At 65.6% G+C, this 21,719-nt stretch carries 19 protein-coding genes; 5 read left to right on the top strand and 14 right to left on the bottom strand.

From position 1 onward, the window contains the following. Window positions 1-2: 2 nt before the first annotated feature. The 10 genes from B5V03_RS17360 to B5V03_RS17315 all read right to left on the bottom strand — a co-directional run bounded on the left by B5V03_RS17360 (window position 3) and on the right by B5V03_RS17315 (window position 13,803). On the bottom strand, window positions 3-845 hold the full coding sequence (locus tag B5V03_RS17360; RefSeq protein ID WP_129271627.1) for a phosphatidate cytidylyltransferase: 843 nt from the start codon (window positions 843-845) through the stop codon (window positions 3-5). Further along, window positions 842-1,600 (bottom strand): isoprenyl transferase, encoded by a 759-nt coding sequence (locus B5V03_RS17355; protein ID WP_129271626.1) that lies wholly within the window; start codon window positions 1,598-1,600, stop codon window positions 842-844. Before B5V03_RS17355 ends, B5V03_RS17360 begins: the two co-directional genes overlap by 4 nt. A gap of 10 nt (window positions 1,601-1,610) precedes the next feature. Beyond that, window positions 1,611-2,174: a ribosome recycling factor gene (frr, locus tag B5V03_RS17350; protein WP_129271625.1), complete on the bottom strand. Its 564-nt coding sequence runs from the start codon at window positions 2,172-2,174 to the stop codon at window positions 1,611-1,613. 67 nt (window positions 2,175-2,241) lie between these two features. Beyond that, entirely contained in the window at window positions 2,242-2,958 is a 717-nt protein-coding gene (gene pyrH / locus B5V03_RS17345; RefSeq protein WP_129271624.1) for a UMP kinase, read from the bottom strand. Between the two features lie 60 nt (window positions 2,959-3,018). Beyond that, window positions 3,019-3,942 (bottom strand): translation elongation factor Ts, encoded by a 924-nt coding sequence (gene tsf, locus B5V03_RS17340; RefSeq protein WP_129271623.1) that lies wholly within the window; start codon window positions 3,940-3,942, stop codon window positions 3,019-3,021. Between the two features lie 136 nt (window positions 3,943-4,078). Further along, window positions 4,079-5,071 carry a 30S ribosomal protein S2 gene (locus tag B5V03_RS17335; protein ID WP_129271622.1) on the bottom strand — a complete coding sequence of 331 codons (993 nt, stop codon included), beginning with the start codon at window positions 5,069-5,071 and terminating at the stop codon, window positions 4,079-4,081. Window positions 5,072-5,279: 208 nt separating this feature from the next. After that, on the bottom strand, window positions 5,280-7,847 hold the full coding sequence (locus B5V03_RS17330; protein WP_129271621.1) for a caspase family protein: 2,568 nt from the start codon (window positions 7,845-7,847) through the stop codon (window positions 5,280-5,282). A gap of 184 nt (window positions 7,848-8,031) precedes the next feature. Continuing rightward, window positions 8,032-8,802: a carbonic anhydrase gene (locus tag B5V03_RS17325; protein WP_129271620.1), complete on the bottom strand. Its 771-nt coding sequence runs from the start codon at window positions 8,800-8,802 to the stop codon at window positions 8,032-8,034. 309 nt (window positions 8,803-9,111) lie between these two features. Beyond that, window positions 9,112-12,615: a DNA polymerase III subunit alpha gene (gene dnaE, locus B5V03_RS17320; protein WP_129271619.1), complete on the bottom strand. Its 3,504-nt coding sequence runs from the start codon at window positions 12,613-12,615 to the stop codon at window positions 9,112-9,114. Window positions 12,616-13,077: 462 nt separating this feature from the next. Then, the gene (locus B5V03_RS17315; protein ID WP_129271618.1) at window positions 13,078-13,803 is read right to left on the bottom strand and encodes an outer membrane protein; all 726 of its coding nucleotides are present in this window, start codon (window positions 13,801-13,803) and stop codon (window positions 13,078-13,080) included. 254 nt (window positions 13,804-14,057) lie between these two features. On the opposite strand from B5V03_RS17315, the gene B5V03_RS17310 reads away from it, so the two are divergent. The 3 genes from B5V03_RS17310 (at window position 14,058) to B5V03_RS17300 (ending at window position 16,085) form a co-directional block, all read left to right on the top strand. Beyond that, on the top strand, window positions 14,058-14,366 hold the full coding sequence (locus B5V03_RS17310; RefSeq protein WP_129271617.1) for a DUF3551 domain-containing protein: 309 nt from the start codon (window positions 14,058-14,060) through the stop codon (window positions 14,364-14,366). A 1-nt stretch (window position 14,367) separates the two neighbouring features. Then, a complete protein-coding gene (locus B5V03_RS17305) occupies window positions 14,368-14,616 on the top strand; it encodes a DUF3551 domain-containing protein (protein ID WP_129271616.1) in 249 nt (82 codons plus the stop codon). A 155-nt stretch (window positions 14,617-14,771) separates the two neighbouring features. Continuing rightward, a complete protein-coding gene (locus B5V03_RS17300) occupies window positions 14,772-16,085 on the top strand; it encodes an MFS transporter (protein ID WP_164988084.1) in 1,314 nt (437 codons plus the stop codon). Between the two features lie 8 nt (window positions 16,086-16,093). Here B5V03_RS17300 and B5V03_RS17295 read toward each other — a convergent pair whose 3' ends face one another. Both B5V03_RS17295 and B5V03_RS17290 read right to left on the bottom strand, forming a co-directional pair. Next, window positions 16,094-16,732: an HD domain-containing protein gene (locus B5V03_RS17295; RefSeq protein ID WP_129271614.1), complete on the bottom strand. Its 639-nt coding sequence runs from the start codon at window positions 16,730-16,732 to the stop codon at window positions 16,094-16,096. Window positions 16,733-16,778: 46 nt separating this feature from the next. Beyond that, window positions 16,779-17,240: a carboxymuconolactone decarboxylase family protein gene (locus tag B5V03_RS17290; RefSeq protein WP_129271613.1), complete on the bottom strand. Its 462-nt coding sequence runs from the start codon at window positions 17,238-17,240 to the stop codon at window positions 16,779-16,781. Window positions 17,241-17,358: 118 nt separating this feature from the next. Here B5V03_RS17290 and B5V03_RS17285 point away from each other — a divergent pair, with 118 nt between their 5' ends. Further along, the gene (locus tag B5V03_RS17285) at window positions 17,359-18,765 is read left to right on the top strand and encodes a PLP-dependent aminotransferase family protein (RefSeq protein WP_164988083.1); all 1,407 of its coding nucleotides are present in this window, start codon (window positions 17,359-17,361) and stop codon (window positions 18,763-18,765) included. 49 nt (window positions 18,766-18,814) lie between these two features. Here the strand turns inward: B5V03_RS17285 and map are convergent, their stop codons facing one another. Together map and B5V03_RS17275 are read right to left on the bottom strand one after the other, a co-directional pair. Next, a complete protein-coding gene (gene map / locus B5V03_RS17280; RefSeq protein WP_129271611.1) occupies window positions 18,815-19,564 on the bottom strand; it encodes a type I methionyl aminopeptidase in 750 nt (249 codons plus the stop codon). Between the two features lie 69 nt (window positions 19,565-19,633). Beyond that, on the bottom strand, window positions 19,634-20,452 hold the full coding sequence (locus B5V03_RS17275; protein WP_129271610.1) for a transglutaminase-like domain-containing protein: 819 nt from the start codon (window positions 20,450-20,452) through the stop codon (window positions 19,634-19,636). Window positions 20,453-20,751: 299 nt separating this feature from the next. Between B5V03_RS17275 and B5V03_RS17270 the strand changes: the two genes are divergently transcribed. Continuing rightward, window positions 20,752-21,714 carry a hypothetical protein gene (locus B5V03_RS17270; RefSeq protein WP_129271609.1) on the top strand — a complete coding sequence of 321 codons (963 nt, stop codon included), beginning with the start codon at window positions 20,752-20,754 and terminating at the stop codon, window positions 21,712-21,714. Window positions 21,715-21,719 lie beyond the last annotated feature (5 nt).

Genomic DNA, 21,719 nt, shown 5'->3' with positions numbered 1-21,719 from the left:
CCTCACCAAACCATAAGACCGCTTCCGGCGCTATGCACACCATGGCGGAGGAAGCCGATAATCCATGCCACCAGGATGGCGGCGACAAAACCGTCCAGACGGTCCAATAGACCGCCATGGCCGGGAATTAAGTGACTGGAATCCTTGACATCGAAGCGCCGCTTCACGGCGGATTCGAACAGATCACCGAGTGCCGACACCACAGACAGGATGGCGCTGACGAGCAGAAGTGGGACCAGCTTTCCGATCCCGCAAGCGGCAAAGCCGGCGGCCACCGCGAGGCTTGCGGCAAAACCGCCGAGCGCTCCGGACCAGGTCTTCTTCGGGCTCACGCGCGGCCACAGCTTCGGTCCGCCGATGCTGCGCCCGGCGAAATAGCCGCCGATATCGGTCGCCCATACCACCAGCAGCACGAACATCAGCGCCGCAAAACCGTTGACCAGATCCTTTCGCACCAGGATCGAGGCCAGCAGCGCCGCCGACGCATAGGCAAAGCCCGTCGCGGCCCAGACGAACTTGCCGCGCGCGATCAGCGTCACGATCGCGCCGCCGACACAGCCGACGATGATTGCGGTCTTGAGCGCGCCGAAGGCAACGCACAAGCCCATCGTGGCGATGACGATCGTCCCTGCCCCGGTCAGCGCGGTCGAAGCTGCGCCCACCACCGTCAGCCATTCCGCGAACAGCCCGATCGAGACAAGGGTCACGAGAAACGCCCACAACCAACCACCGGCGTAAGCGATCGCAATGGTCAGCGGCGCCAGCACCAGCGCCGCGAGGACCCGCATCACCAGATTGCTCGGGGCAGGCTTGGCGCCCGCCGGTGCGGCGTCGGGTTCGCTCACGAGGCGGTTTTCGCGACCAGGCCGCCGAAACGGCGCTCTCGCCTGGCAAATTCAGCGATCGCGCCTTCCAGCGCCGCCTTGTCGAAATCGGGCCAGTGGATCGGCACGAAGACCAGCTCGCTATAGGCGGCCTGCCACATCAGAAAGTTGGACAGGCGCTGCTCGCCGCTGGTGCGAATGATGAGATCCGGGTCGGGAATGTCGGGCGCATCGAGATGCGCCCCGAGCGTGTCGGCGTCGATCGAACCAGGATCGCGCCTGCCCTCGGCGACCTCGCGCGCGAGCTTCTGCGCCGCCTTCGCGATCTCCTGCCGCGAGCCGTAATTGAAGGCGACGACGAGCGTCAGGCGCGTGTTGTCGCGCGTCAGCTCCTCGGCCTCGTTGAGCAGCGCGCAGATGTCGCTCTCGAGCCCGTCGCGCTCGCCGATGATGCGGACCTTGACGCCGTCACGATGCAGGCTCGCCAGATCATTGCGGATGAAGCGCTTGAGCAGGCCGAAGAGATCGCCGATCTCGGTCGCCGGGCGCGACCAGTTTTCCGAGCTGAACGAGAAGATGGTGAGATAGCGGATGCCGAGCTCGTGGGAGGCGCGCACCACGCGGCGCAGCGCCTCGACGCCGCGGCGATGACCTTCAGCCCGCGGCAGACCGCGCGCGGCCGCCCAGCGCCCGTTGCCATCCATGATGATGGCGACATGCGCGGGCGCGTCGGACCGGTCGGGTCCTTCCGTTGCGGGCGCGGCGGCGTTGGACATGATGGCGGCCTTAGACAGTCAGGATTTCTTTTTCCTTGGTGGCCAGCAGCTGGTCGATCTCGGTGATGGTGCCGTCGGTCGCCTTCTGCACCTCGTCGGCGTGACGCTTCTGATCGTCCTCCGACATCTCATGGTTCTTCTCGAGCTTCTTGAGAACGTCGAGACCGTCGCGGCGGACGTGACGCACCGCGACCTTGGCAGCTTCGGCGTATTTGTGCGCGACCTTCACCAGCTCCTTGCGGCGCTCTTCGTTGAGCTCGGGAATGCGCAGGCGCAGCACCTGGCCTTCGGTCGCGGGCGACAGGCCGAGATTGGAATCGACGATCGCCTTCTCCACCGGCTTGACCATCGTCTTGTCCCAGACCTGCACCGAGATCATGCGCGGCTCCGGCACGCTGACGGTCGCCAGCTGGTTCAGCGGCATGTGGCTGCCGTAAGCTTCGACCTGGACCGGGTCGAGCATCGAGGCCGAGGCCCGGCCTGTGCGCAAGCCGCCAAGCTCGTGCTTGAGCGAGGCGACGGCGCCCTGCATGCGGCGCTTGACTTCGTTGAGGTCGAAATTACCCGTGGCCATCACGTCTCTCCTTCAAAATCCCGGCGACTTCTCCGCGCCCCTCCCTTGGGGGCGCGACCAATGAGCGTCAGCCGGCGACGATGGTTCCGTGGCCAACGCCACGCAGTACAGCACCGATCGAGCCCGGCTCCGCGATCGAGAACACGATGATAGGCAGCGACGTCTCGCGGGCAAGCGCGAAGGCGGTCGCATCCATCACCTTGTAGCCGCCCTCGATCGCCTGCGAGTGCGTCAGGCGGTCGAATCGCGTGGCGGACGGATCCTGCTTCGGGTCGGCCGAATAGACACCGTCGACATTGGTCGCCTTCAGCACCACCTGGGCGCCGATCTCGGCGGCGCGCAGCACCGCGGTGGTGTCGGTGGTGAAGAACGGATTGCCGGTTCCGCCACCGAGCAGCAAGATCCGGCCCTCGGCGAGGTATTTGTGCGCCGCGGTGCGGGTGAACAGCTCGGAAATCTCGGGCATGACGAAGGCCGACAACGCCCTCGCCGGCGCGCCCTTGCGCTCGATCGTGGCTTCGAGCGCGAGGCAGTTCATCATGGTGGCCAGCATGCCCATGGTGTCGCCGGTCGTGCGCGACACGCCGCGCGAGGAGACCTCGACACCGCGAAAGATGTTGCCGCCGCCGATCACGACCGCAACCTCGCATCCGAGCTGACGGGCGGCGATCAAATCGTCCGCAACCCGGTCCATGGTCGGCTGATCGATGCCAAAACCCTGCTGTCCCGCGAGATACTCGCCGGACAGCTTGATCACGACGCGACGATAGACCGGATCAGTCATGAGCACTTTCCTCGTCCGGGCGCCGCTTCCGGCGGTACGCCGGAAGGAACGTTCCGGCGCTTACTTCTTGCCGCTGGCCGCAGCGACCTCGGCCGCGAAGTCGCTTTCCTGCTTCTCGATTCCCTCACCGAGAGCATAGCGCACAAAGCCGGCAATCTTGATCGCGCCGCCAACCTTGCCTTCGGCTTCCTTCACCGCCTGCGCCACCGACTTGCCGGTGTCGTGGATGAAGGCCTGCTCGAGCAGGCAGACTTCCTTGTAATAGGTCTTCAGGCCGGACTCGACGATCTTCTCGATCACGTTCTCGGGCTTGCCCTGCTGGCGATATTTGTCGGCGAGCACGTCCTTCTCGCGCTTGACGACCGCCGGATCGAGGCCGGTCGGGTCGAGCGCGAGCGGGTTGGTGGCCGCGATATGCATCGCGATCTGGCGGCCGAGCGTGGCGAGCTCGTCGGCCTTGCCCGGCGATTCCAGCGCCACGATCACGCCCATCTTGCCGGCGCCGTCGATGACGGCACCATGGACGTAGTGCGACACCACGCCCTGGCCCACTTCGAGGGAAGCTGCGCGACGCAGCGTCATGTTCTCGCCGATGGTGGCGATCGCGTCGTTGATCGCGGTCTCGACCGTGACGTCACCGACCTTGGCGGCCTTGATCTTCTCGACATCGGCGCCGACGTCGAACGCGACCTGGGCGATCATCTTGACGAGGCCCTGGAACTGGCCGTTCCGGGCGACGAAATCGGTCTCGGAGTTGACCTCGACCACGACGCCCTTGTTGCCCTTGGTGAGCGCGCCGATCAGGCCCTCGGCCGCGACGCGGCCCGACTTCTTGGCGGCCTTGGACAGGCCCTTCTTGCGGAGCCAATCCTGCGCCGCTTCCATGTTGCCATCGTTCTCGGTCAGCGCGGCCTTGCAGTCCATCATGCCTGCGCCGGTGGACTCGCGCAGATCCTTGACCATCGCAGCAGTGATCGTTGCCATCGTTGAAAATCCTTCTTGCCTGCCGGTTTGCCGCGGCGCGGCTCCAATTGCCCCGCCGCGGTCCATCTCAGGAATTCGCGTCAACTGAATGAAATGGTGGCCGGATCCACTCCGGCCAGCCGATCGCTCGTTTTGACTATTCCGCTTCCGCGGTCAGCGCCTTGGCCTTGGCCACCCACGCATCCGCGCGGCTCGGCAGACCGACTTCTTCGCCGATCTTGTGCGCGGTGTCGTGATCGAGCTCGGCCAGCTGCCAGAAGTGGAAGATGCCGAGGTCGTTGAACTTCTTCTCGATCGCGCCCGAGACGCCCGGGAGCTTCTTGAGGTCGTCGGAGGTGCCGCGCGGACCGGCGAGGCCCTGGAAGCCGCTGGTCGCGGTCGGAAGCTCTTCAACAACCGGCCGGGTCGATGCACCGATGTCGATGCCGGAATCGCCCTGGGCGCGCCCGATGCCGTCGATCGCCGCGCGTGCGATCAGATCGCAATAGAGCGCGATCGCACGACCCGCGTCGTCATTGCCGGGGACCACGTAGGTGATGCCCTTCGGGTCCGAATTGGTGTCGACGATCGCGGCGACCGGGATGTTGAGCCGCTGGGCTTCCTGGATCGCGATGTCTTCCTTGTTGGTGTCGATCACGAAGATCATGTCGGGCAGGCCGCCCATGTCCTTGATGCCACCGAGCGAGCGGTCGAGTTTGTCCCGCTCGCGCTGAAGCGTCAGGCGCTCCTTCTTGGTGTAGGAGGAGGCATCGCCGCCGGCGAGCACGTCGTCGAGGTGACGCAGGCGCTTGATCGAGCCCGAGATCGTCTTCCAGTTGGTCAACGTGCCGCCGAGCCAGCGCGAGTTGACGAAATACTGCGCGCAGCGCTTGGCAGCGTCCGCGACGCCGTCCTGCGCCTGGCGTTTGGTGCCGACGAACAGGATGCGGCCGCCCTTGGCGACGGTGTCACTGACGGCCTGGAGGGCCGTGTGCAGCATCGGCACGGTCTGGGCGAGGTCGACGATGTGGATGTTGTTGCGCGCGCCGAAAATGAAGGGTGCCATTTTCGGATTCCAGCGGTGAGACTGGTGACCAAAGTGCACGCCGGCTTCGAGCAGCTGACGCATAGTGAAATCGGGTAGTGCCATCGTTCTAGTTCTCCGGTTGGTTCCTCCGGAAGCGTGTGAGCAAAACGGAGCGTTGTCGCCCCGGCTGCCACCGGACGGCCTTGTGAGCCATGCTTCCGTGTGAGATGGCGCGGTGTATAGCGCGATTTTGGCCAGAAGCAAGGAAATAAGGGCCTTTCGGGGGCGGCTTTCGCCCGCGAGAGCCCCATCCCGTAAATACCCCTGCCCCCTAGCACCTCGGCTGGTTGGGTGGGCACTTCTTGGGCGCCGGCGCCGGCGCCGCCGGGCGTGGTGGCGGAGCTACCGGACGCGGCGGGGCGACAGCCACCCGGGGCGGCGGCGGTGGCGGAGCCGGCCGGGCCACTGGCGGCGGCGCGGGCCGGGCTGCAGCGACCGGAGGAGCCGGTCGTGGCGGCGGAGGCGCAGCCACCCGTGGTGGCGGAGGCGCAGCCACCCGTGGCGGCGGAGGCGCAGCCACCCGGGGCGGCGGAGGCGCAGCCACCCGGGGCGGCGGTGCCGACACCCGCGGCGGAGGTGGCGGCGTCGGCCGCGCCACAGCCTGGGGCCGCGGTGGCGGGGCAGCCGCGGGTCTGGCCGCTTGGGGCGGTACAGTCGGATGTGTCTGCGGTCTGACCGGCTCGCGCGCGGCCGAGGGCGACGGAGCGACCGGTCGTCCAGCTGCGGCGGGCGGTGTACCGGCCGGCTCACGGGTTGCCGACTTGGCACGGTCGGCAGGCCCGGCTCCAGACGGCGCCTGTCCAACCGCCGGCTTCGGCGGCTGGCCGGGCGCGGCTGCCGGACTTTGGGGCGAGCCCGTTGCCGGCGCTGCGGCCGTCGGCGCGCCCGGATGCGTCGGCGGCGTTGCACCGGGTGCCGTCGCGGTCGGTGTGGGCCTGCCGCCCGGCAAAGGCCCTGCCCCCGCCGGTGGCGCCGGCGGACCGCCATGGGCCCCGGGAACCGGCAGCGTGTTGGCGGCGGGCAGCTTGGTCTGTGGCGTAACGTTCGGAGCAGCACCCGGCACCGCAGCCGGGGCTGCGCTTGGCGCGGTGCCTGGCACCGCATTTGGCCTCGAACCCGGGCCCGTACCCGGTCCCGTGCCTGGCCCCGTGCCTGGCCCCGTCACTGGCCCCGTGCCTGGCGCGACATTCGCCGGCGTGGCCGGAGGCGTCCCGGGCCTTGCTGTCGGCTGCATCGTCGCACTCGGCGGCATCGGCGCCTTGCCTTGCTGGATCAGCGCAGCGCGCTGCGTCACCGCCTGCGGTAAGGCTGGACCCGCCGGGTTGGCGCGGCCGGCAACGGCTGGCGCCAGATTGCCGGGTCCCGCTCCCGAACCGGTCGGCGGTGCCGGCGGCCGGTTGATCACGGTGTTGATGACCGTGGTGTTGTGGATGTTCTGGTAGATGATGTTGTTCGGCGGCGGGGCGACATAGACCGGCGGCCTGACGAACACCGGGATCGGCACGAACAGCGGCTGCGGCAGCACGAACAATCCGACCACCGGCAACGGCGGCTCCAGCACGACGAAGTCCGGCGGCGGCGGCGGCAGATAGTAGACCGGTGGCGGCGGTGGCGGCGCGAAGCCGAACACGGGATCGCCGAACAGCAGCACCGGACGGTCGACATAGACGATCTCCTCCGGCGGCGGAGGCGGCACGTCATAGTCGATCATCGCAAAGCTCGGCGGCGGCTCGACCGGCGCGGTCAGGATCGCCAGGCGACGGCGCGCGTCGGCCGCATGCGGCCCTTGCGAATAGCGCCGCAGATACGACCAGTACGCCTCCGGCGTGTCGGTGCGATAGGTCCGCCGCCAGGTTATCGCCTCGCGCCGCGCCGCGACGATCGCCATCACGCGCTTGGACATCGGATCATTTGGATAGGCGCCGAGAAACTCCTCATAGGCCGGCAGCGTGTCGCGCGCGAGCGCGGCCGCATAGGCATCCTGCGCGCCGAGATCGCGGATCGGCTTGCTCCTGATGGCGGCGACCTGGTCCGGTGCCGTCTCTGGCGGCGGCGCGTCGGGCCCGCGCTCGAAGAACGAGAACGGCGCCGAAATCTTCTGCTCGTTCCACGGCACCTGCGCGCCCTTGCTGGCTTCGTTGACGCGGAGGCGGAGGCGGTCGAAGACCTCAGGCAGCGGCAGGCCGCCGGTGCGGATCATCTCCGCCAGCGACTGCGCATAGATGCCGTACGGACCGGGCTCTTCCGGCGCCACCGTCCCGGGTGCGGCATTGAACGCGATCAGCATGTTCGGATCGGGCTCGACCAAAGCCAGCCCGCTCGCGATCGGCTGGCCGCCCTCGATGAAGGGCTGCGCACGCGCGGCATCGAGCACGACGATGTTGGCCTTGAGCGGAATGGAGGCGAGCTGGCGGGCATAGTCGCTGATGCGCAAGGCCTCGGTCGGAATGTCGGTGTCGCGCGCGATGTTGGAATCGACCGGGATGAAATAGTTCTCGCCGGCAAGCTGCACGCCGTAGCCGGCGAGATAGATCATCGCGACGGTGCCGGGTCCCGAAGCCTGCGCCTTCTGGATGAAGTCGCGAAAACTCTTGCGCAGCGTGTCGCCGTCGAGATCGCGCGCGCCGACCACGTCGAAGCCCGCCGCCTGCAGCGTCTGCGCGATCAGGCCGGCATCGTTCGCGGTCGTCGCCAGCGGCGACTTGGCATAGGCGCCGTTGCCGACCACGAGCGCGATGCGCTTTTCCTGCTGCTGCGCACGCGCCGGATCTGGCGCGCCTGCGGCGAGAAACAGGATCGGCAGGAGAAAACAGAGGAAGGCCTTGAGCGTCCCACGCATGGCTTGTGCCCGCTTTTGTCGTTGAGGTGCCACCGCGCATAAGACGCGCGGCTGGCTGAATGGCACTTGAACGAAAAGCGCGGATTGAGGCGGCGGCATGGCGCCCCCGCCCCCTGATCAAACCCCTGCGTCAGGCCTGCGTAAGGCTCGCGACCGCACTGCGGCGCGAGCGCCCTCGGGTCGTTCAGCCCTGCGCGATCAGATCGACCGTGCCCGTCGTGAGCCGATAGATGCCGCCGACGACCTTCAGCTTGCCCTGCTCCACGGCGGCATTGAGGATCGGCGCGGCCGTCTTCAGCTTGGCGATGTTGTCGATCACGTTCTGCCGGATCGCGTTGTTGAGGACGTCCCCGCCCTGCTGCATCGCAGCCTTGGCGGCCGGTGCGATCGCGTCGACCAGCGAGGGAATGTGTCCCGGCGGCGGTTTGTCGTCCTTGATCGCCTTCAGCGTCGCATCGACCGCGCCGCAGGCATCATGGCCGAGAACGAGGATCAGCGGCGCGTTGAGCACGGCGACCGCATACTCCATGCTGGCAATGGTCTCAACGCCGGCGAAGTTTCCGGCGACGCGGCAGACGAAGAGATCGCCGCGGCCGGTATCGAAGGCATATTCCGGCGCGATGCGCGAATCTGCGCAGCTCAGCACGGCCGCGAACGGGTTCTGTCCGCCGGCCAGTGCTTCGCGCTCGTGCTTGAAATCATGCCGCCGTGACACGCCGGCGACGTAGCGCGCGTTGCCCTCCATCAATCGCTTCAACGATGCGTCGGGCGACAGCACGTTCTGCGGCTTCGGTGGCTGCTTGGTTTCCTTTGCCAAGGCGCCGTTGGCGAAAGCTCCGCCGGCGAAGGCCATGCCGAACGCAGCGGCGCCAAACAGCATCGCGGATCGCCGCGACGGCGCGGTGTCTTGATGTCGAGATTCATGATGCAGAGAGTCAGAGCACCTGTCGCACATGTGACTATTCCCCAAAGTCCGTGGACGAATGGAAGCATCGCGATCATAGGTACGCCGATGTGAAGAAATAACAAATGATAAAGTGATGCAACCGGTGATTGCTGCACCGCGAACCATGCCGCGAAGCCGAAACGATCGCTCATCGCCAGCCTGACGACCGCACGGACTTGCGTCCGCCTGCGTGCATTCGAAATCGATCGCTAAGGCCCGATCCGACAAGATGCGCAGAAATTTTCCTCGCGACAAACGCGGCACGCGTTTGCGCGGACATCACGGTCCAGCGACGATTCGGCTAGATTTCGCCGCGCGCTAGATCTGCTGCACGTCCACCACGCCCGCGACCGCCTTGATGGCACCTGCGATCTGCGGCGAGACCTTGAAGCGGCCCGGCAGCTTCATCTCCACCTCGGTTTCGAGGTCGAGCATCATCACCAGCGAGACCTCGCCGTCGCCGTTGGACCGCGGCGCAATCCCCGGGCTGCCGACTTTTGGCGCGGCGCCGTTCGCGCCCGCCGCTTCCGGTCCGGCGAGACGCTTGGCGATCGAGTCCAGCGGCTTGGTGTCGCGCACGAAGATGCGCAGACCCTTCTGCGTCTTGGCGGCCGCGTCATCGAGCGGCTCGGCATGCAGCACGCGGGCGCGCACGTCCTCGCCCTGCAATTCTGCGCCGAGCTGGAGCAGCACGGCCGCGCCCGGCTCGAGCACGTCGCGATATTGCGCGAGGCCTTCGGAGAACAGCACCGCCTCAAAGTGGCCCGTGGGATCGGAAAGTCCCATGATGCCCATCTTGTTGCCGGTCTTGGTGCGCCGCTCCATGCGCGACACGACGGTGGCCGCGACCTTGCCGGCGGTGGCGCCGGTCTTCACCGCGCGCGAGAACTCGGCCCATGACTGCACGCGCAGGCGCTTCAGCACCGTCGCGTAATCGTCGAGCGGATGTCCCGACAGGAAGAAGCCGATCGCATCATACTCGCGGCGCAGCCGCTCGGCCGGCAGCCACGGTTCGATCTGCGGCAGCATGATGGTCGGCGCATCCGCCGAGCTGCCGAACATGTCGTTCTGGCCGATGGTCTCGGCCTGATGCGCGCGCTGGCAGGCGGCGAGGATCGCATCCGCGCCGGCGAAGACGCGGGCGCGGTTCGGCTCCAGCGTATCGAAGGCGCCGGCGGCGGCAAGACTTTCAATGATGCGCTTGTTGACCGCGCGCGGATTGACCCGCGCGGCGAAGTCGGCGAGCGAGGTGAACAGGCCCCGCTTGGTGCGCTCCTCGATGATCTGGTCGATGGCCTGGATGCCGACGCCCTTGAGTGCTGCGAGCGCATAGTAGATGACCTTGTCGCCGACCTCGAAGGTCGCGCCGGACCGGTTGATGTTCGGCGGCTCGACCTTGATGCCGAGGCGCTGCGCCTCGGAGCGGAATTCGGAGAGCTTGTCCGTGTTGTTCAGATCGAGCGTCATCGACGCCGCGATGAACTCCACCGGGTAATGCGCCTTCATGTAGGCGGTGTGATAGGACACCAGCGCATAGGCCGCCGCGTGGCTCTTGTTGAAGCCGTAGTCGGCGAACTTGGCCAGCAGCTCGAAGATGGTCTCGGCCTGCGCTTTCGGCACGCCGTTCTTGACTGCGCCCGCGACGAAGATGTCGCGTTGCTTGTCCATCTCGGCGCGGATCTTCTTGCCCATGGCGCGGCGCAGGAGGTCGGCGTCGCCGAGCGAATAGCCCGACATCACCTGCGCGATCTGCATCACCTGTTCCTGGTAGATGATGACGCCGAAGGTTTCTTTAAGGATCGGCTCCAGCACGGGATGGAGATATTCCGGCTCCTCGTCGCCGTGCTTGCGCGCGCAATAGGTCGGGATGTTCGCCATCGGGCCCGGGCGATACAGCGCGACCAGCGCGATGATGTCCTCGAAACGGTCGGGGCGCATGTCGACCAGCGCGCGCCGCATGCCCTGGCTTTCAACCTGGAACACGCCGACCACCTCGCCGCGCGCCAGCATCTGGTAGCTTTCGGCATCGTCGATCGGCAGCGTCGCGAGATCGACATGGATGTCGCGCGGCTTGAGCAGTTTGCACGCGACGTCGAGCACGGTCAGCGTCTTCAGGCCGAGGAAGTCGAATTTGACGAGGCCAGCGGGCTCGACCCATTTCATGTTGAACTGGGTCACCGGCATGTCCGACTTCGGATCGCGGTACATCGGCACGAGTTCGCTCAAGGGGCGATCGCCGATCACGATGCCGGCCGCGTGGGTCGAGGCGTGACGCGTCAGGCCTTCGAGACGCTGCGCGATGTCGAAGGCGCGCGCCACCACCGGGTCTTCATCGCGGAAGGCCTGAAGCTTCGGCTCGCTCTCGATCGCGGCAGCCAGCGTCACCGGCGCGGCTGGATTCTGCGGCACCAGTTTCGTCAGCTTGTCGACCTGGCCATAGGGCATCTGCAGAACGCGGCCGACGTCGCGCAGCACGCCGCGTGCCTGCAGCGTACCGAAGGTGATGATCTGCGCGACCTGGTCGCGGCCGTAGCGCTCCTGGACGTATTTGATCACCTCGCCGCGGCGGTCCTGGCAGAAATCGATATCGAAGTCCGGCATCGAGACGCGTTCGGGATTGAGGAAGCGCTCGAACAGCAGGCCGAACTTGATCGGGTCGAGGTCGGTGATGGTCAGCGCCCACGCCACCAGCGAGCCCGCGCCGGAGCCGCGGCCCGGCCCGACCGGAATGCCCTGGCCCTTGGCCCATTTGATGAAGTCCGACACGATCAGGAAGTATCCCGCGTACTTCATGCGCATGATGACGTCGAGCTCGAACGCCAGGCGCCTGTTGTAGTCTTCTTCGGTCGTGCCCTGCGACAGGCCGTGGACGCGCAGGCGGTTGGCGAGCCCCTCCTCCGCCTGCCGCTTCAACTCGGCCGCCTCGACCGAGGCGGCATCGGAGCTGGCGGCGGCACCCACGGTGAAGAACGGCAGGATCGGCTTGCGCGTCATCGGGCGGAACGAGCAGCGCTCGGCGATCTCCACCGTCGAGGCCAGCGCCTCCGGAATGTCGGCGAACAGCACCGCCATCTCGGCGCGGGTCTTGAAGCGGTGATCGGGCGTCAGTTGCACGCGATCGGTCTCGGCGATCAGCCGGCCGCCGGCGATGCACAGCAGCGCATCGTGCGCCTCGTAATCGTCGGTCGACGCGAAATACGGCTCGTTGGTCGCAACCAACGGCAGGCCCTTTGCGTAAGCGATGTCGATCAGGGCGCTCTCGATGCGCCGCTCCTTGTCGAGATTGTGCCGCTGCAATTCGATGTAGAGCCGGTCGCCGAACAGGCCGGCGAGACGCTCGCAGCGCGCGGCCGCAACCTCGGTCTGACCGCTCGCAAGCGCGAGCGAGATCGGCCCGTCCGGGCCGCCGGTCAGCGCGATCAGGCCTTCGGTCTCGCCGTCGAACCAATCGAATTTGATGAACGGCGCGTGGCTGTCGGGCGATTCGAGGAACGCGCGGGAATTCAACCGCATCAGGCTGCGATAACCGCGCTCCTGCGCGGCCAGCAGCACCACGCGCGCGGGCGGAAGCGCGTTGCGCGCGTTGGGATCCTGGTCGCCGAAATCGATCGCGAGCTCGCAGCCGACGATCGGCTGGATGCCGGAGCCCGCCATCTTGTCGGAGAATTCCAGCGCGCCGAACAGATTGTCGGTGTCGGTCAGCGCCAGGGCCGGCTGGTGGTCTTTCTTCGCAAGCTCGGCCAGCTTGCCGATCTTGATCGAGCCCTTGAGCAGCGAATAGGCCGAGTGAACGTGAAGGTGGACAAATCCGGCGCTCGGCATGGTCGCGTGACGGCCTCTTGCAGATGGGATGGAGCGGTTGCCGGCGCCTGGAGATCACGGGAACACTCTGCCCCACCCGGCCGACTCGCCTCACAATGGTGGGGCGTCGCGCTGCGAGAGTCCACGCCCGAGCGGCTGATCAGCCGCGTCGTCCCGCTTTTCCCCAACCAGGCCCGCGCAGGACCGTGGCATCAGAGCTGCGGTATGACCTGCGCCCAGATCGCGATCATCCCGACGAACAGCGAGATCGAGGCGAGTGCGGCGGCTTCTTCGACGAAAATCCTGAACATGGCTTGCTCCATCACCAGAACGTATGAAGAACATTGTTCTCATTTCGTTCTAGAGAGTCAAGCGCTCTCATCCATCTCGGAATGAAATGGTTAACTCGCTGAATTCAAACAATAAAAAAGCCCCGGCCAGCGGCCGGGGCTTTCGACGATCGCTCGAAATGAGCGATCAAGCTCAGTAGCGGCCGAGCATCTGGCCGGGGCCGAACTTATAGTTCAGGCGGACGAGGCCCATGTCGACGTCCTGACGGATGCGATCGGTCGACGGCACCAGGGCGAAGCTAACGTCCTTATCCTGCAGGAAGATGTGGTTGTACTCAACGCCAAGCGACCAATTCGGCGCGAAGCCGTACTCGATACCGGCACCGACCGTACCGCCCCAACGGGTCTGGTCGTTCGAGGCGAGCAGCGCGCCCGATGCGGTGCTGAACACATCGTACTTGGTGCCTGCAACCGCCGCACCACCCTTCGCGTAGATCAGCACGTTGTTCCAGGCATAGCCGATCTGACCGGTGATCAGACCGAATGAATCGATCTTCGACCGGTTGCGCGTGGCGAACAGCGCGCTGACGTTGTCGCCGGAGAAGTCAGCCCAGTTGCCCTGGCCTTCCACGCCGAACACCCACTGGCCGGACTGCCAGCGGTAGCCGATCTGGCCACCGACCGTGCCACCCGTCGCATCGTGGGAACCCTCGCGGCCGCCGCCGACGAGATCCCAGGTCGAATGCGCGGAACCGCCGCCGCCGTTGATGCCGATGTAGAAGCCGCTCCAGTCGTAGATCGCGGCGACCATCGCAGGCGCCTTGGTATAGGGCCGAGCCGCGAGATCAGCAGCCAGCGCCGGTGCAGCCGCGCTGAGCGCGATGAGGCTCACAGCAGCAAGCAACAAGTTCTTCTTCATTTGAGTCCCGTTCCAGTTTCTTCAGTAGGCCCCCGGGCCGTGACGTCGTCATAACAGTGCACAACGGAATTGCTGTAACCCCGACGCAACAGTCACAGCCAAAGGCCCGCGCTTCGTTAATGAAGATTGAGAAGGGCGCGCCGGAAACCCTTTGAAACAAGAGTTTTCAGCAATTCCAATGTCGATTACACGAGATACACTGCGTGCGCGCGTAACATCGTCGCGCGCACGATCGTGTGATTGGAGAAACTGAAATGCGTGCATTGTTTGCCCTCCCCATTGTTGCCACATTTTCGCTCGCAATCGCCACATTCGCGCTCACGCTGAACGCAAGCACACCCGCACGCGCGTTCGGGACGCATCACGCGTTCTGCATCACCGGCAATGAATGGCCGGGCCTGAGCAATTGCACGTTCGACACTTATGCGCAGTGTCAGGCGAGCGCGTCGGGCCGCGCGCTCAGCTGCATCGCGAATCCGTATTTCGCAGGTGAGAGCGATGATCCCTACGCCTATCAGAATCGTCCGCGCGCGCAGTCGCCGGGCTACTACGTGCCGCGCTGAGATGCGCAGCGCCCGTCTCGCGCTCATCGCGATCGGCCTGCTCTTCGCGGGCGCGTCTGCGCACGCGCAGACCTACGATCCGAGCTATCCCTTCTGCATGCAGATCTACGGCCCCGTCGGCTATTTCGATTGCCGCTACGTCTCGCTCGAGCAGTGCCGATTTCTCGCCGTCGGGCGTTCCGCGAGCTGCGCCGTGAATCCGTATTTTGTGCAGAGGAAGCCCCCTCGCCGGTCGAGGCGCGCCGATTAGGGTTGGCATACGCGGGACGCAGATATGCGGCATGCCTTGCGGCGCGCCTGCGGTGTTGACGCAGACTGATGCGGGTTTAAGTACGACAGACAAATCTTGCAGGGATGGCGACGTTCACTGGGCTGGTTCCCGTTGACGCCACCAATGCAGGACACATGACGATCTCGCCTCAAGCGACCTCACGCAGAGCAAAATCGAGTTCGGCCTCGGCGCCCCCTCACCTCGCCATCGTCCTGTTCTCGCTTGCGATGGGCGGCTTTGCCATCGGAACCACCGAATTCGCATCGATGAGCCTGCTGCCGTTCTTCGCCGCCGACCTCCACATCGACGAGCCGACCGCGGGGCACGCCATCAGCGCCTACGCGCTCGGCGTCGTGCTGGGCGCACCCCTGATCGCCGTGCTTGGCGCGCGCTTTGCCCGGCGCACACAGCTGCTGGTGCTGATGGCCGTGTTCGCGATCGGCAATGCGCTCACCGCGCTTGCACCCGGCTTTGGCTCAATGATCGCGGCGCGCTTTCTGTCAGGCTTGCCGCATGGCGCCTATTTCGGCATCGCCGCGCTGGTCGCGGCCTCGCTCGTTCCGCAACAGCGCCGCTCGCAGGCGATCGGCCAGGTCATGCTCGGCCTGACCACCGCCACCATCATCGGCGTGCCCTTGGCCAATTGGATCGGCCAGGCGGTCGGGTGGCGCGCGAGTTTTGGCCTCGTGTCGGTGCTGGCGCTGCTCACGGTGCTGCTGTGCGCCCTTTTCGCGCCGCGCGACCAGGCCGGCCGGTCGGATCCGCTGCGCGAGCTTGGGGCGCTCCGAAGCGGCCGCGTCTGGATTACGCTCGCGATCGGCGCCATCGGCTTCGGCGGCATGTTCGCCGTCTACACTTATCTCGCGACGACGCTGATCGAGGTCACCAAGGTGAATGCGGAGGTCATCCCGTTCTTCCTGGCCGTGTTCGGCGTCGGCGCCACGCTCGGCAATCTGTTCGTACCGCGTTTCGCGGACCGCGCCCTGATGCCGACGGCGGGCGTCATCCTTCTGTTTGCTGCGGCCGCGCTGCTGGTGTTTCCGCTCGCCGCCGGCAATCCCTGGCTGCTGGCGATCGACATTTTCGCGATCGGCGCCAGCGTCTCGCTCGGCGCCATCCTCCAGACACGCCTCATGGACGTCGCGGGAGACGCGCAGGCGCTCGCCGCCGCGCTGAACCATTCGGCATTCAACACCGCCAATGCGCTCGGCCCGTTCCTGGGCGGGCTCGCCATTCGCGAAGGCCTCGGCTGGACCTCCACCGGCCCCGTCGGCGCTGCGCTTGCGCTGCTGGGCTTCCTGATCTGGATCGTCGCCTGGCGCGACGCCCAGACTGCCGCAATCACCGTTGCCTCAGGCGGTAGTGCTGCTTCGCTGAAGAACGCGCCGACACCGCCGGCGCCGGACCGTCGCAGCCGCACGGAGTCCGCCCGTGAGCCGGTGGCGTAGAAGCCGGCTCAGGTTTGCCAAGGCGTATTGCGGATGCGGGTGCACGCGTTCGGCTTGCGGAAGGTCGGATCGTGATCCTCGATGTAGTCGAAATTGACCGTCCCGAACGTCGTGTGGGGCTTCTTCAGCGCTGAACAGGTCTGGACCTTCAGAAACTCGTTCTTGAAGTCGCCGCGGGGAAGCGCGGAGATGACCTGATCGCGCTGCTCTGGCGTGTATTCGTCAAACCCGACGCCGACGACATCGACCAGAACGCCGGCGTTGGTCAGCGCAATCTCCGGCCGCATATATTGCGGAATCCCGGGCGTGGTGTGCAGCGCGATCGCCTCCCACACCAGATCGGCTTGCGGCTCAGCGATGCCGCGCGCCCGGAGGAAGTCGCGTGCGGCGTCGGCCCCGTCGACCTCAAATCGCTTGGTCTCTGTGTGGTAGTGATCGACCAGGCCGAGGTCGTGAAACAGCGCCGCGACATAGAGAAGCTCGGAATCGAATTTCAGCTTCTGCCGCAGCCCTTTCATCGCGCCGAACACGTAGACGCGTACCGAATGGTTGAACAGCATCTCGTCCTCGTAACTGCGCACCAGCTCAGCGGCCTCGCGCGCCAGCTTGCTGTCGGGAATTTTGATGCCGGAAATCACGTTCGTCATTTTAAGCTCCTGCTTTGCATTTCCGCTGACGCGGTGCCGCGGTCCGTCAGGCGGCCTTCTCAATGGCGGCCTGGGGCGTATTTCGGAAGCTGATCGACATGCGATTGTACGCATTCATCAGGCTGATTGCGATCGTGAGATCGACCAGCTCGCGCTCGCCGAAGATCTTGCGGGCTGCCTGATACGCCTCATCCGGCACGCCGGTCTCGGCGACGCGGGTCACCGTCTCCGCCCATGCAAGCGCCGCACGCTCGCGTTCGTCGAACAGAGCACCAGCCTCGGCCCAGGCCTGCAGCAATGCGAGCTTTTCAATCTTCACCCCGAGCTTGAGCAGGTCGCGCGTATGCATGTCGAGGCAATAGGCGCAGTTGTTGATCTGCGAGACGCGCAAGTAAGCGAGGGTCACCAGAGTCGCGGGCAGTCCGCTCTGCATGACGTAGCCGTAGACCCCACCCAGCGCCTTCGCACCTGCCGGTGCGATGTGATTGTAGTCGAGACGTTCACTCATCTGCCTTCTCCTTGATGATCGATGAGGAGCGGAGCGCTCCCCCTTTGCCCCTGAGATGTCCTTTCCATGGTTCATAAAAAAGCACCAAGAAGGCGCAAAACTCGTGTACCAAGGAAGCATGATCAAACCGCTGCGGCTGGAACTCGATCGATCAGCGAAGGCGTCGCTGGCTGAACAGATCCACAAGGGGATCAGGACCGCCATCGAACGGGGTGTGCTGGCGCCGGGCTCGCGCCTGCCGTCCTGGCAGGATTTGGCAGCCCAACTTGGCGTAGCGCGCGGCACCGTGCGCTCGGCCTACCAAAAGCTCTCCTCCGCCCAATTGATTGTCGCGGCCCGCGCGACCGGAACGCATGTCGCGGACCGGCCGTCCTTCCCGATCCGGCGGGAGAGAGCGCCGGATCTCGGCTCGTTCATGCAGATGTACCAGGAGCTCACGGCAGGTCCGGCCATCTTCCAGATGGGAGTGCCGGCGCAGGAGACCTTTCCTGCCAAGCTTGTCGCGCGGATGCGCGCGCGGGCCGTTCGCGTCGAGGCGAGTGCGCCGGCAATCTATCCCGACCCGCGCGGCGAACCGGAGTTGCGCCGCGAGATTGCGGGCTACCTGGCGTTGGCGCGAGGGATCGCCTGCGCGCCGTCCCAGATCATCATCACCGGCGGTTTCAGCGGTGGCCTCGGCCTGGCACTTCGTGTGCTCGGCCTCGAGCAGAAGAAGGCGTGGGTCGAGGATCCGGGCTTTCCGTTCACACGGCACGGCCTCCAGCTTGCGCGGCTGTCGCCCGTGCCGATTCCGGTTGACGTCGATGGCATCGATGTCGGCTACGGACTGCAACATGCCCCTGACGCCGCGCTGGTTGTCGTGACACCCGGACAGCAAGCGCCGCTCGGATCGACGCTTTCGCTGGAAAGACGTTCACGCCTGCTCGACTGGGCCGCACAGAACAAAGCGTGGGTGATCGAAGATGACTATCTCAGCGAGCTTCAGCTCAAGGGCCGGGCCACGCCTGCGCTTGCCTCGCTCGACCGCGCCGGCCGCGTCATTCACATCGGCTCCTTCAGCAAGACCGTAACGCCCGCCTTACGGCTCGGCTTTGTCGTCGCGCCCGCGGCTCTCGTATCGCGTTTTGCCGAAGTTGCGGCATGCCTTGCGCCGGCGCCCGGGCCCGCGGTGCAACTCGCGACGGCCGATTTCATCCGAGACGGCCATTATCTGCGGCATCTGAGACGCACCAAGCGAGTCTACGCCGCGCAAGCCGATGCGCTGCTGAAATACCTTCGCCCGCGCGCCGCAAACGTTGAGCTTGCCGGATTGGCGGCGGTCTTGCGATTGCCCAAGAGGGCGCCGGACCTCTCCATCGCCAGGCAAGCGATGTCGTTCGGACTGGCGCCTACTCCACTCTCGCTCTGGTACGCCTCGAAGGCTTCGTGCCGCCCCGGTCTGTTGCTGGGCATCGCGACAACCCCGCACAAGAAGATCGAAGCGGCTTCCGACCGGCTGCTTCAGATCATCAACGATCTGACGTGACCGGGTGTCACGACAAATTCTGCCGCGTCTTGCTCTGATCCAGGCGGCCTCAACCGGCCAGCGTGACGATCAACGGCCCGTTTCGGGTTGCGATCACGGTGTGCTCGTATTGAACGGTCGGCGCCTCGGGGCTGCTGTAGAGCGTCCAGGGATCATCGCCATCCTGGGCCCACTCGGCGCCCAGGGACAGGAACGGCTCGACGGTGAACACCAGGCCGTCGATCATGACGCGGCGTTCGGAGCGGTCGGGCCATGTTGCGATCTCCGTCGGCTCCTCATGGAGCGACAGGCCGACACCGTGGCTGGCGAGATTCCTGACCAGGCTATAACCGTTCTTCTGCGCAAAGGTCCCGATCGCCTTGCCGATGCCGGCAATCGGTCTGCCGGCGCCGACCTGCTGAAGGCCCGTCCACATCGCGCGACGGCCGTCCCTGCAAAGCCGTTCGATCGCGCGCTTCACCGGCGGAACGGCGAACGAGGCGCCCGTATCGGCAAAGAAGCCGTTCTTCTCGGCTGACACGTCGATGTTGACGAGGTCGCCGCGCCCGATCATTCGGTCACCCGGAATGCCATGAGCGATCTCCTCGTTCACGCTGATGCAGGTCGCTCCCGGAAAGTCATAGGCCAGCTCCGGCGCCGAACGGGCGCCTGCGGCCTCCAGCAGCTTTCGTCCGATCAGGTCCAGCTCGGCTGTGGTCATGCCCGGCTCGAGCGCCTTCGCCATCGCCTCCAGGGTGTTGGCGACGATGCGGCCGATCTCCTTCAGGCGCGCGAGATCGTTGTCGTCAGAGATCGTCATAGCGGGGCTCTTTCCGAAAGGACCGGACATAACGCTTGTGAGCCCGGCTTGCAAACGAGAGCCCGGCGCTTACTGCCAGGGTGGCGCGGCCAGCGATGGCGCGATCTCGATGGCCCCCTCCTCACCACCCTGCGCTAGGCCGTCACAGAGCGACAAGGCAGCCTCATCCAGGGCGCGGTGCGGTTCGCCCGCCGCGCGCCATGTATCCCATGCCGAGGTTTCGACACCTGCGAGTGCGAGCAGATCGCGCGCCAGGTTGACGCGGGCAAAGAACAGACCGGTCGTCGGCCCATGACCGAGCTGCGCCGGATCGATGGTCCCGCTGCGGCATCGCTGCCATGCCTCGATGCCCGTGATGAACTCGGTGCGCGGCACATCCGCCGGATCGAAATCGAACTTGAGCAGGCTGCGGTGCAGCTCGTCGAGCTCGGCATCGACCAGCACCCAGCGCTGCTGATCCCGGGCCCAATACTCGCACACCCAATGATCGTGATAGGGATGCCCGGTAAAATATCTGCCGAAGCCACAGCGTATCCGGGCAGGCACGCCGTGATGCCGCAGCACGGCGCACATCATCAGTGAAAAGTCCCGGCACGTCGCCAGGGCCCTCGACGCACCCGGCCGGGCGATGCTCAGCGGCCTCGGGGCGATCGTCAGAAGCTGCTCCAGGCGCCGGGCCACGGGCAACGTGGCTCGGCTTTGACCGGAGAAGGCAGCGGGGTCCAACCCCTGCCTCTCGATCCATGCTTCGTGGATCAGGAGCCCCTGCAAGGTGCGGCACAACGCTGCAATGTCCAGCGGCAAGCCGCCGATCAGGGCGGCGTAAGCGCCGGGATCGGTGAACACGCTGTGATTGACGTAACGATCGGGCGTTGCGGGCTCCGTCATGGATCACTTCATGCCGCCCGGTCCGCCAGCCAACAGCGCGTGCCTTGCGGCGAAGCAGCGCCGGAATGCAATTCGGCAACAGCTGTCAGAAAATCCGTGGCGCGCGACCATCATTGTGTGGGCCTCAACCGAACGGTTGATGTGCGGCGCGCGATCTCCCTCCACCTTCGCGCAGCGTGCAACGAATGGGAAGATGCGCGTCAAATGGCTGATTGCCGCTCATTTTATGTCAACGGCGGGGAACGCGGCTCTGCGCCCCGTTACGTCGTCCAGGCCTCCGAGCGTGAGCGATTGATTTCATGCTGTTCGTGGAAAGGCATTTCATGAAAAAGATTACACTGTTTGCCGGTCTTACGCTTGCGCTCGCGGCGTTGACTACAACGTCCGCCTCCGGAGGATCAATCTACATTTCGCGGACCGGGAGTGACAGCGCCAGTTGCGGGCCGACACAGCCGTGCGCCTCCATGGCCAAGGCCCTCTCGGTCGCCGGCGACAGGGACGAGATCATCTGCATGGACAAGAGCGCCTATGGCGCCCTCGTCACTATCCAACAATCGGTCACGATATCGTGCGCCGGCGATCTTTGGGAGGCTCCGGCAGGGTCGATTCGTATCAACCTGCCCGCTGGGGCGATCGTATCCATCGAAGGTCTCGTGATCGATGGTACAGGAGCTCCCGGAACCGCTGTCTCGTTTACCGGTCAAGGAAGCCTTCAGCTTCATCGCGTTCGCATTGGCAACAACCCCGGCTCAAGCTCTTCCGGCCTGTTTTTCGCGCCCAATGGGCCTGCGAAACTGCAAGTGAGTGACTCCGTTTTTTATGCCAATGGCACAGGTACCGGAGGTGGCCTTGTGATCAACCCGCAATCTGGCGGCACCGCTCAAGTCGCGCTGGAGCGCGTCACCGTCGTCGACAACGCATTCGGCGTCGCCGTAGACGGCAGCCGCAGCACGGGCGGCATTAACATGACGATTGCGGACAGCATGGTAGCCGGCAACTTCCAGGACGGCATCGTCGCCACGACATCCGGCAGCGGCGCTCCGATCGGCATCTATGTCAAGAACACCAGGTCAGTGACCAATGCCATTGGCATTCGGTCGATCGGGCCGAACGTGACAGTGCGCGTCGACGGCTCCTCCGTAATCGGAAACGGTACCGGTCTGAGCTTCTCCGGAGGCGGCATATTGGCCACCTACGGGAACAATGCCGTCAGCGCCAACGGCAGCAATGGCGCATTTTCCGGATCAATCCCGCTGCAGTAGCGAGC

This window comes from Bradyrhizobium betae (assembly GCF_004123905.1).
In the GTDB taxonomy this organism is placed as follows: Bacteria; Pseudomonadota; Alphaproteobacteria; order Rhizobiales; family Xanthobacteraceae; genus Bradyrhizobium; species Bradyrhizobium betae_A.
The sequence above is the reverse complement of the archived record's forward strand: the minus strand, read 5'-3'. Positions and strand labels throughout refer to the sequence as shown.

What these genes read in the sequence shown, in the direction of transcription:
- B5V03_RS17355 (WP_129271626.1), bottom strand. Translation starts at nt 1,600, where the DNA reads ATGTCCAACGCCGCCGCGCCCGCAACGGAAGGACCCGACCGGTCCGAC.
- frr (WP_129271625.1), bottom strand. Translation starts at nt 2,174, where the DNA reads ATGGCCACGGGTAATTTCGACCTCAACGAAGTCAAGCGCCGCATGCAG.
- pyrH (WP_129271624.1), bottom strand. Translation starts at nt 2,958, where the DNA reads ATGACTGATCCGGTCTATCGTCGCGTCGTGATCAAGCTGTCCGGCGAG.
- tsf (WP_129271623.1), bottom strand. Translation starts at nt 3,942, where the DNA reads ATGGCAACGATCACTGCTGCGATGGTCAAGGATCTGCGCGAGTCCACC.
- B5V03_RS17335 (WP_129271622.1), bottom strand. Translation starts at nt 5,071, where the DNA reads ATGGCACTACCCGATTTCACTATGCGTCAGCTGCTCGAAGCCGGCGTG.
- B5V03_RS17330 (WP_129271621.1), bottom strand. Translation starts at nt 7,847, where the DNA reads ATGCGTGGGACGCTCAAGGCCTTCCTCTGTTTTCTCCTGCCGATCCTG.
- B5V03_RS17325 (WP_129271620.1), bottom strand. Translation starts at nt 8,802, where the DNA reads ATGTGCGACAGGTGCTCTGACTCTCTGCATCATGAATCTCGACATCAA.
- dnaE (WP_129271619.1), bottom strand. Translation starts at nt 12,615, where the DNA reads ATGCCGAGCGCCGGATTTGTCCACCTTCACGTTCACTCGGCCTATTCG.
- B5V03_RS17315 (WP_129271618.1), bottom strand. Translation starts at nt 13,803, where the DNA reads ATGAAGAAGAACTTGTTGCTTGCTGCTGTGAGCCTCATCGCGCTCAGC.
- B5V03_RS17310 (WP_129271617.1), top strand. Translation starts at nt 14,058, where the DNA reads ATGCGTGCATTGTTTGCCCTCCCCATTGTTGCCACATTTTCGCTCGCA.
- B5V03_RS17305 (WP_129271616.1), top strand. Translation starts at nt 14,368, where the DNA reads ATGCGCAGCGCCCGTCTCGCGCTCATCGCGATCGGCCTGCTCTTCGCG.
- B5V03_RS17300 (WP_164988084.1), top strand. Translation starts at nt 14,772, where the DNA reads ATGACGATCTCGCCTCAAGCGACCTCACGCAGAGCAAAATCGAGTTCG.
- B5V03_RS17295 (WP_129271614.1), bottom strand. Translation starts at nt 16,732, where the DNA reads ATGACGAACGTGATTTCCGGCATCAAAATTCCCGACAGCAAGCTGGCG.
- B5V03_RS17290 (WP_129271613.1), bottom strand. Translation starts at nt 17,240, where the DNA reads ATGAGTGAACGTCTCGACTACAATCACATCGCACCGGCAGGTGCGAAG.
- B5V03_RS17285 (WP_164988083.1), top strand. Translation starts at nt 17,359, where the DNA reads ATGATCAAACCGCTGCGGCTGGAACTCGATCGATCAGCGAAGGCGTCG.
- map (WP_129271611.1), bottom strand. Translation starts at nt 19,564, where the DNA reads ATGACGATCTCTGACGACAACGATCTCGCGCGCCTGAAGGAGATCGGC.
- B5V03_RS17275 (WP_129271610.1), bottom strand. Translation starts at nt 20,452, where the DNA reads ATGACGGAGCCCGCAACGCCCGATCGTTACGTCAATCACAGCGTGTTC.
- B5V03_RS17270 (WP_129271609.1), top strand. Translation starts at nt 20,752, where the DNA reads ATGCTGTTCGTGGAAAGGCATTTCATGAAAAAGATTACACTGTTTGCC.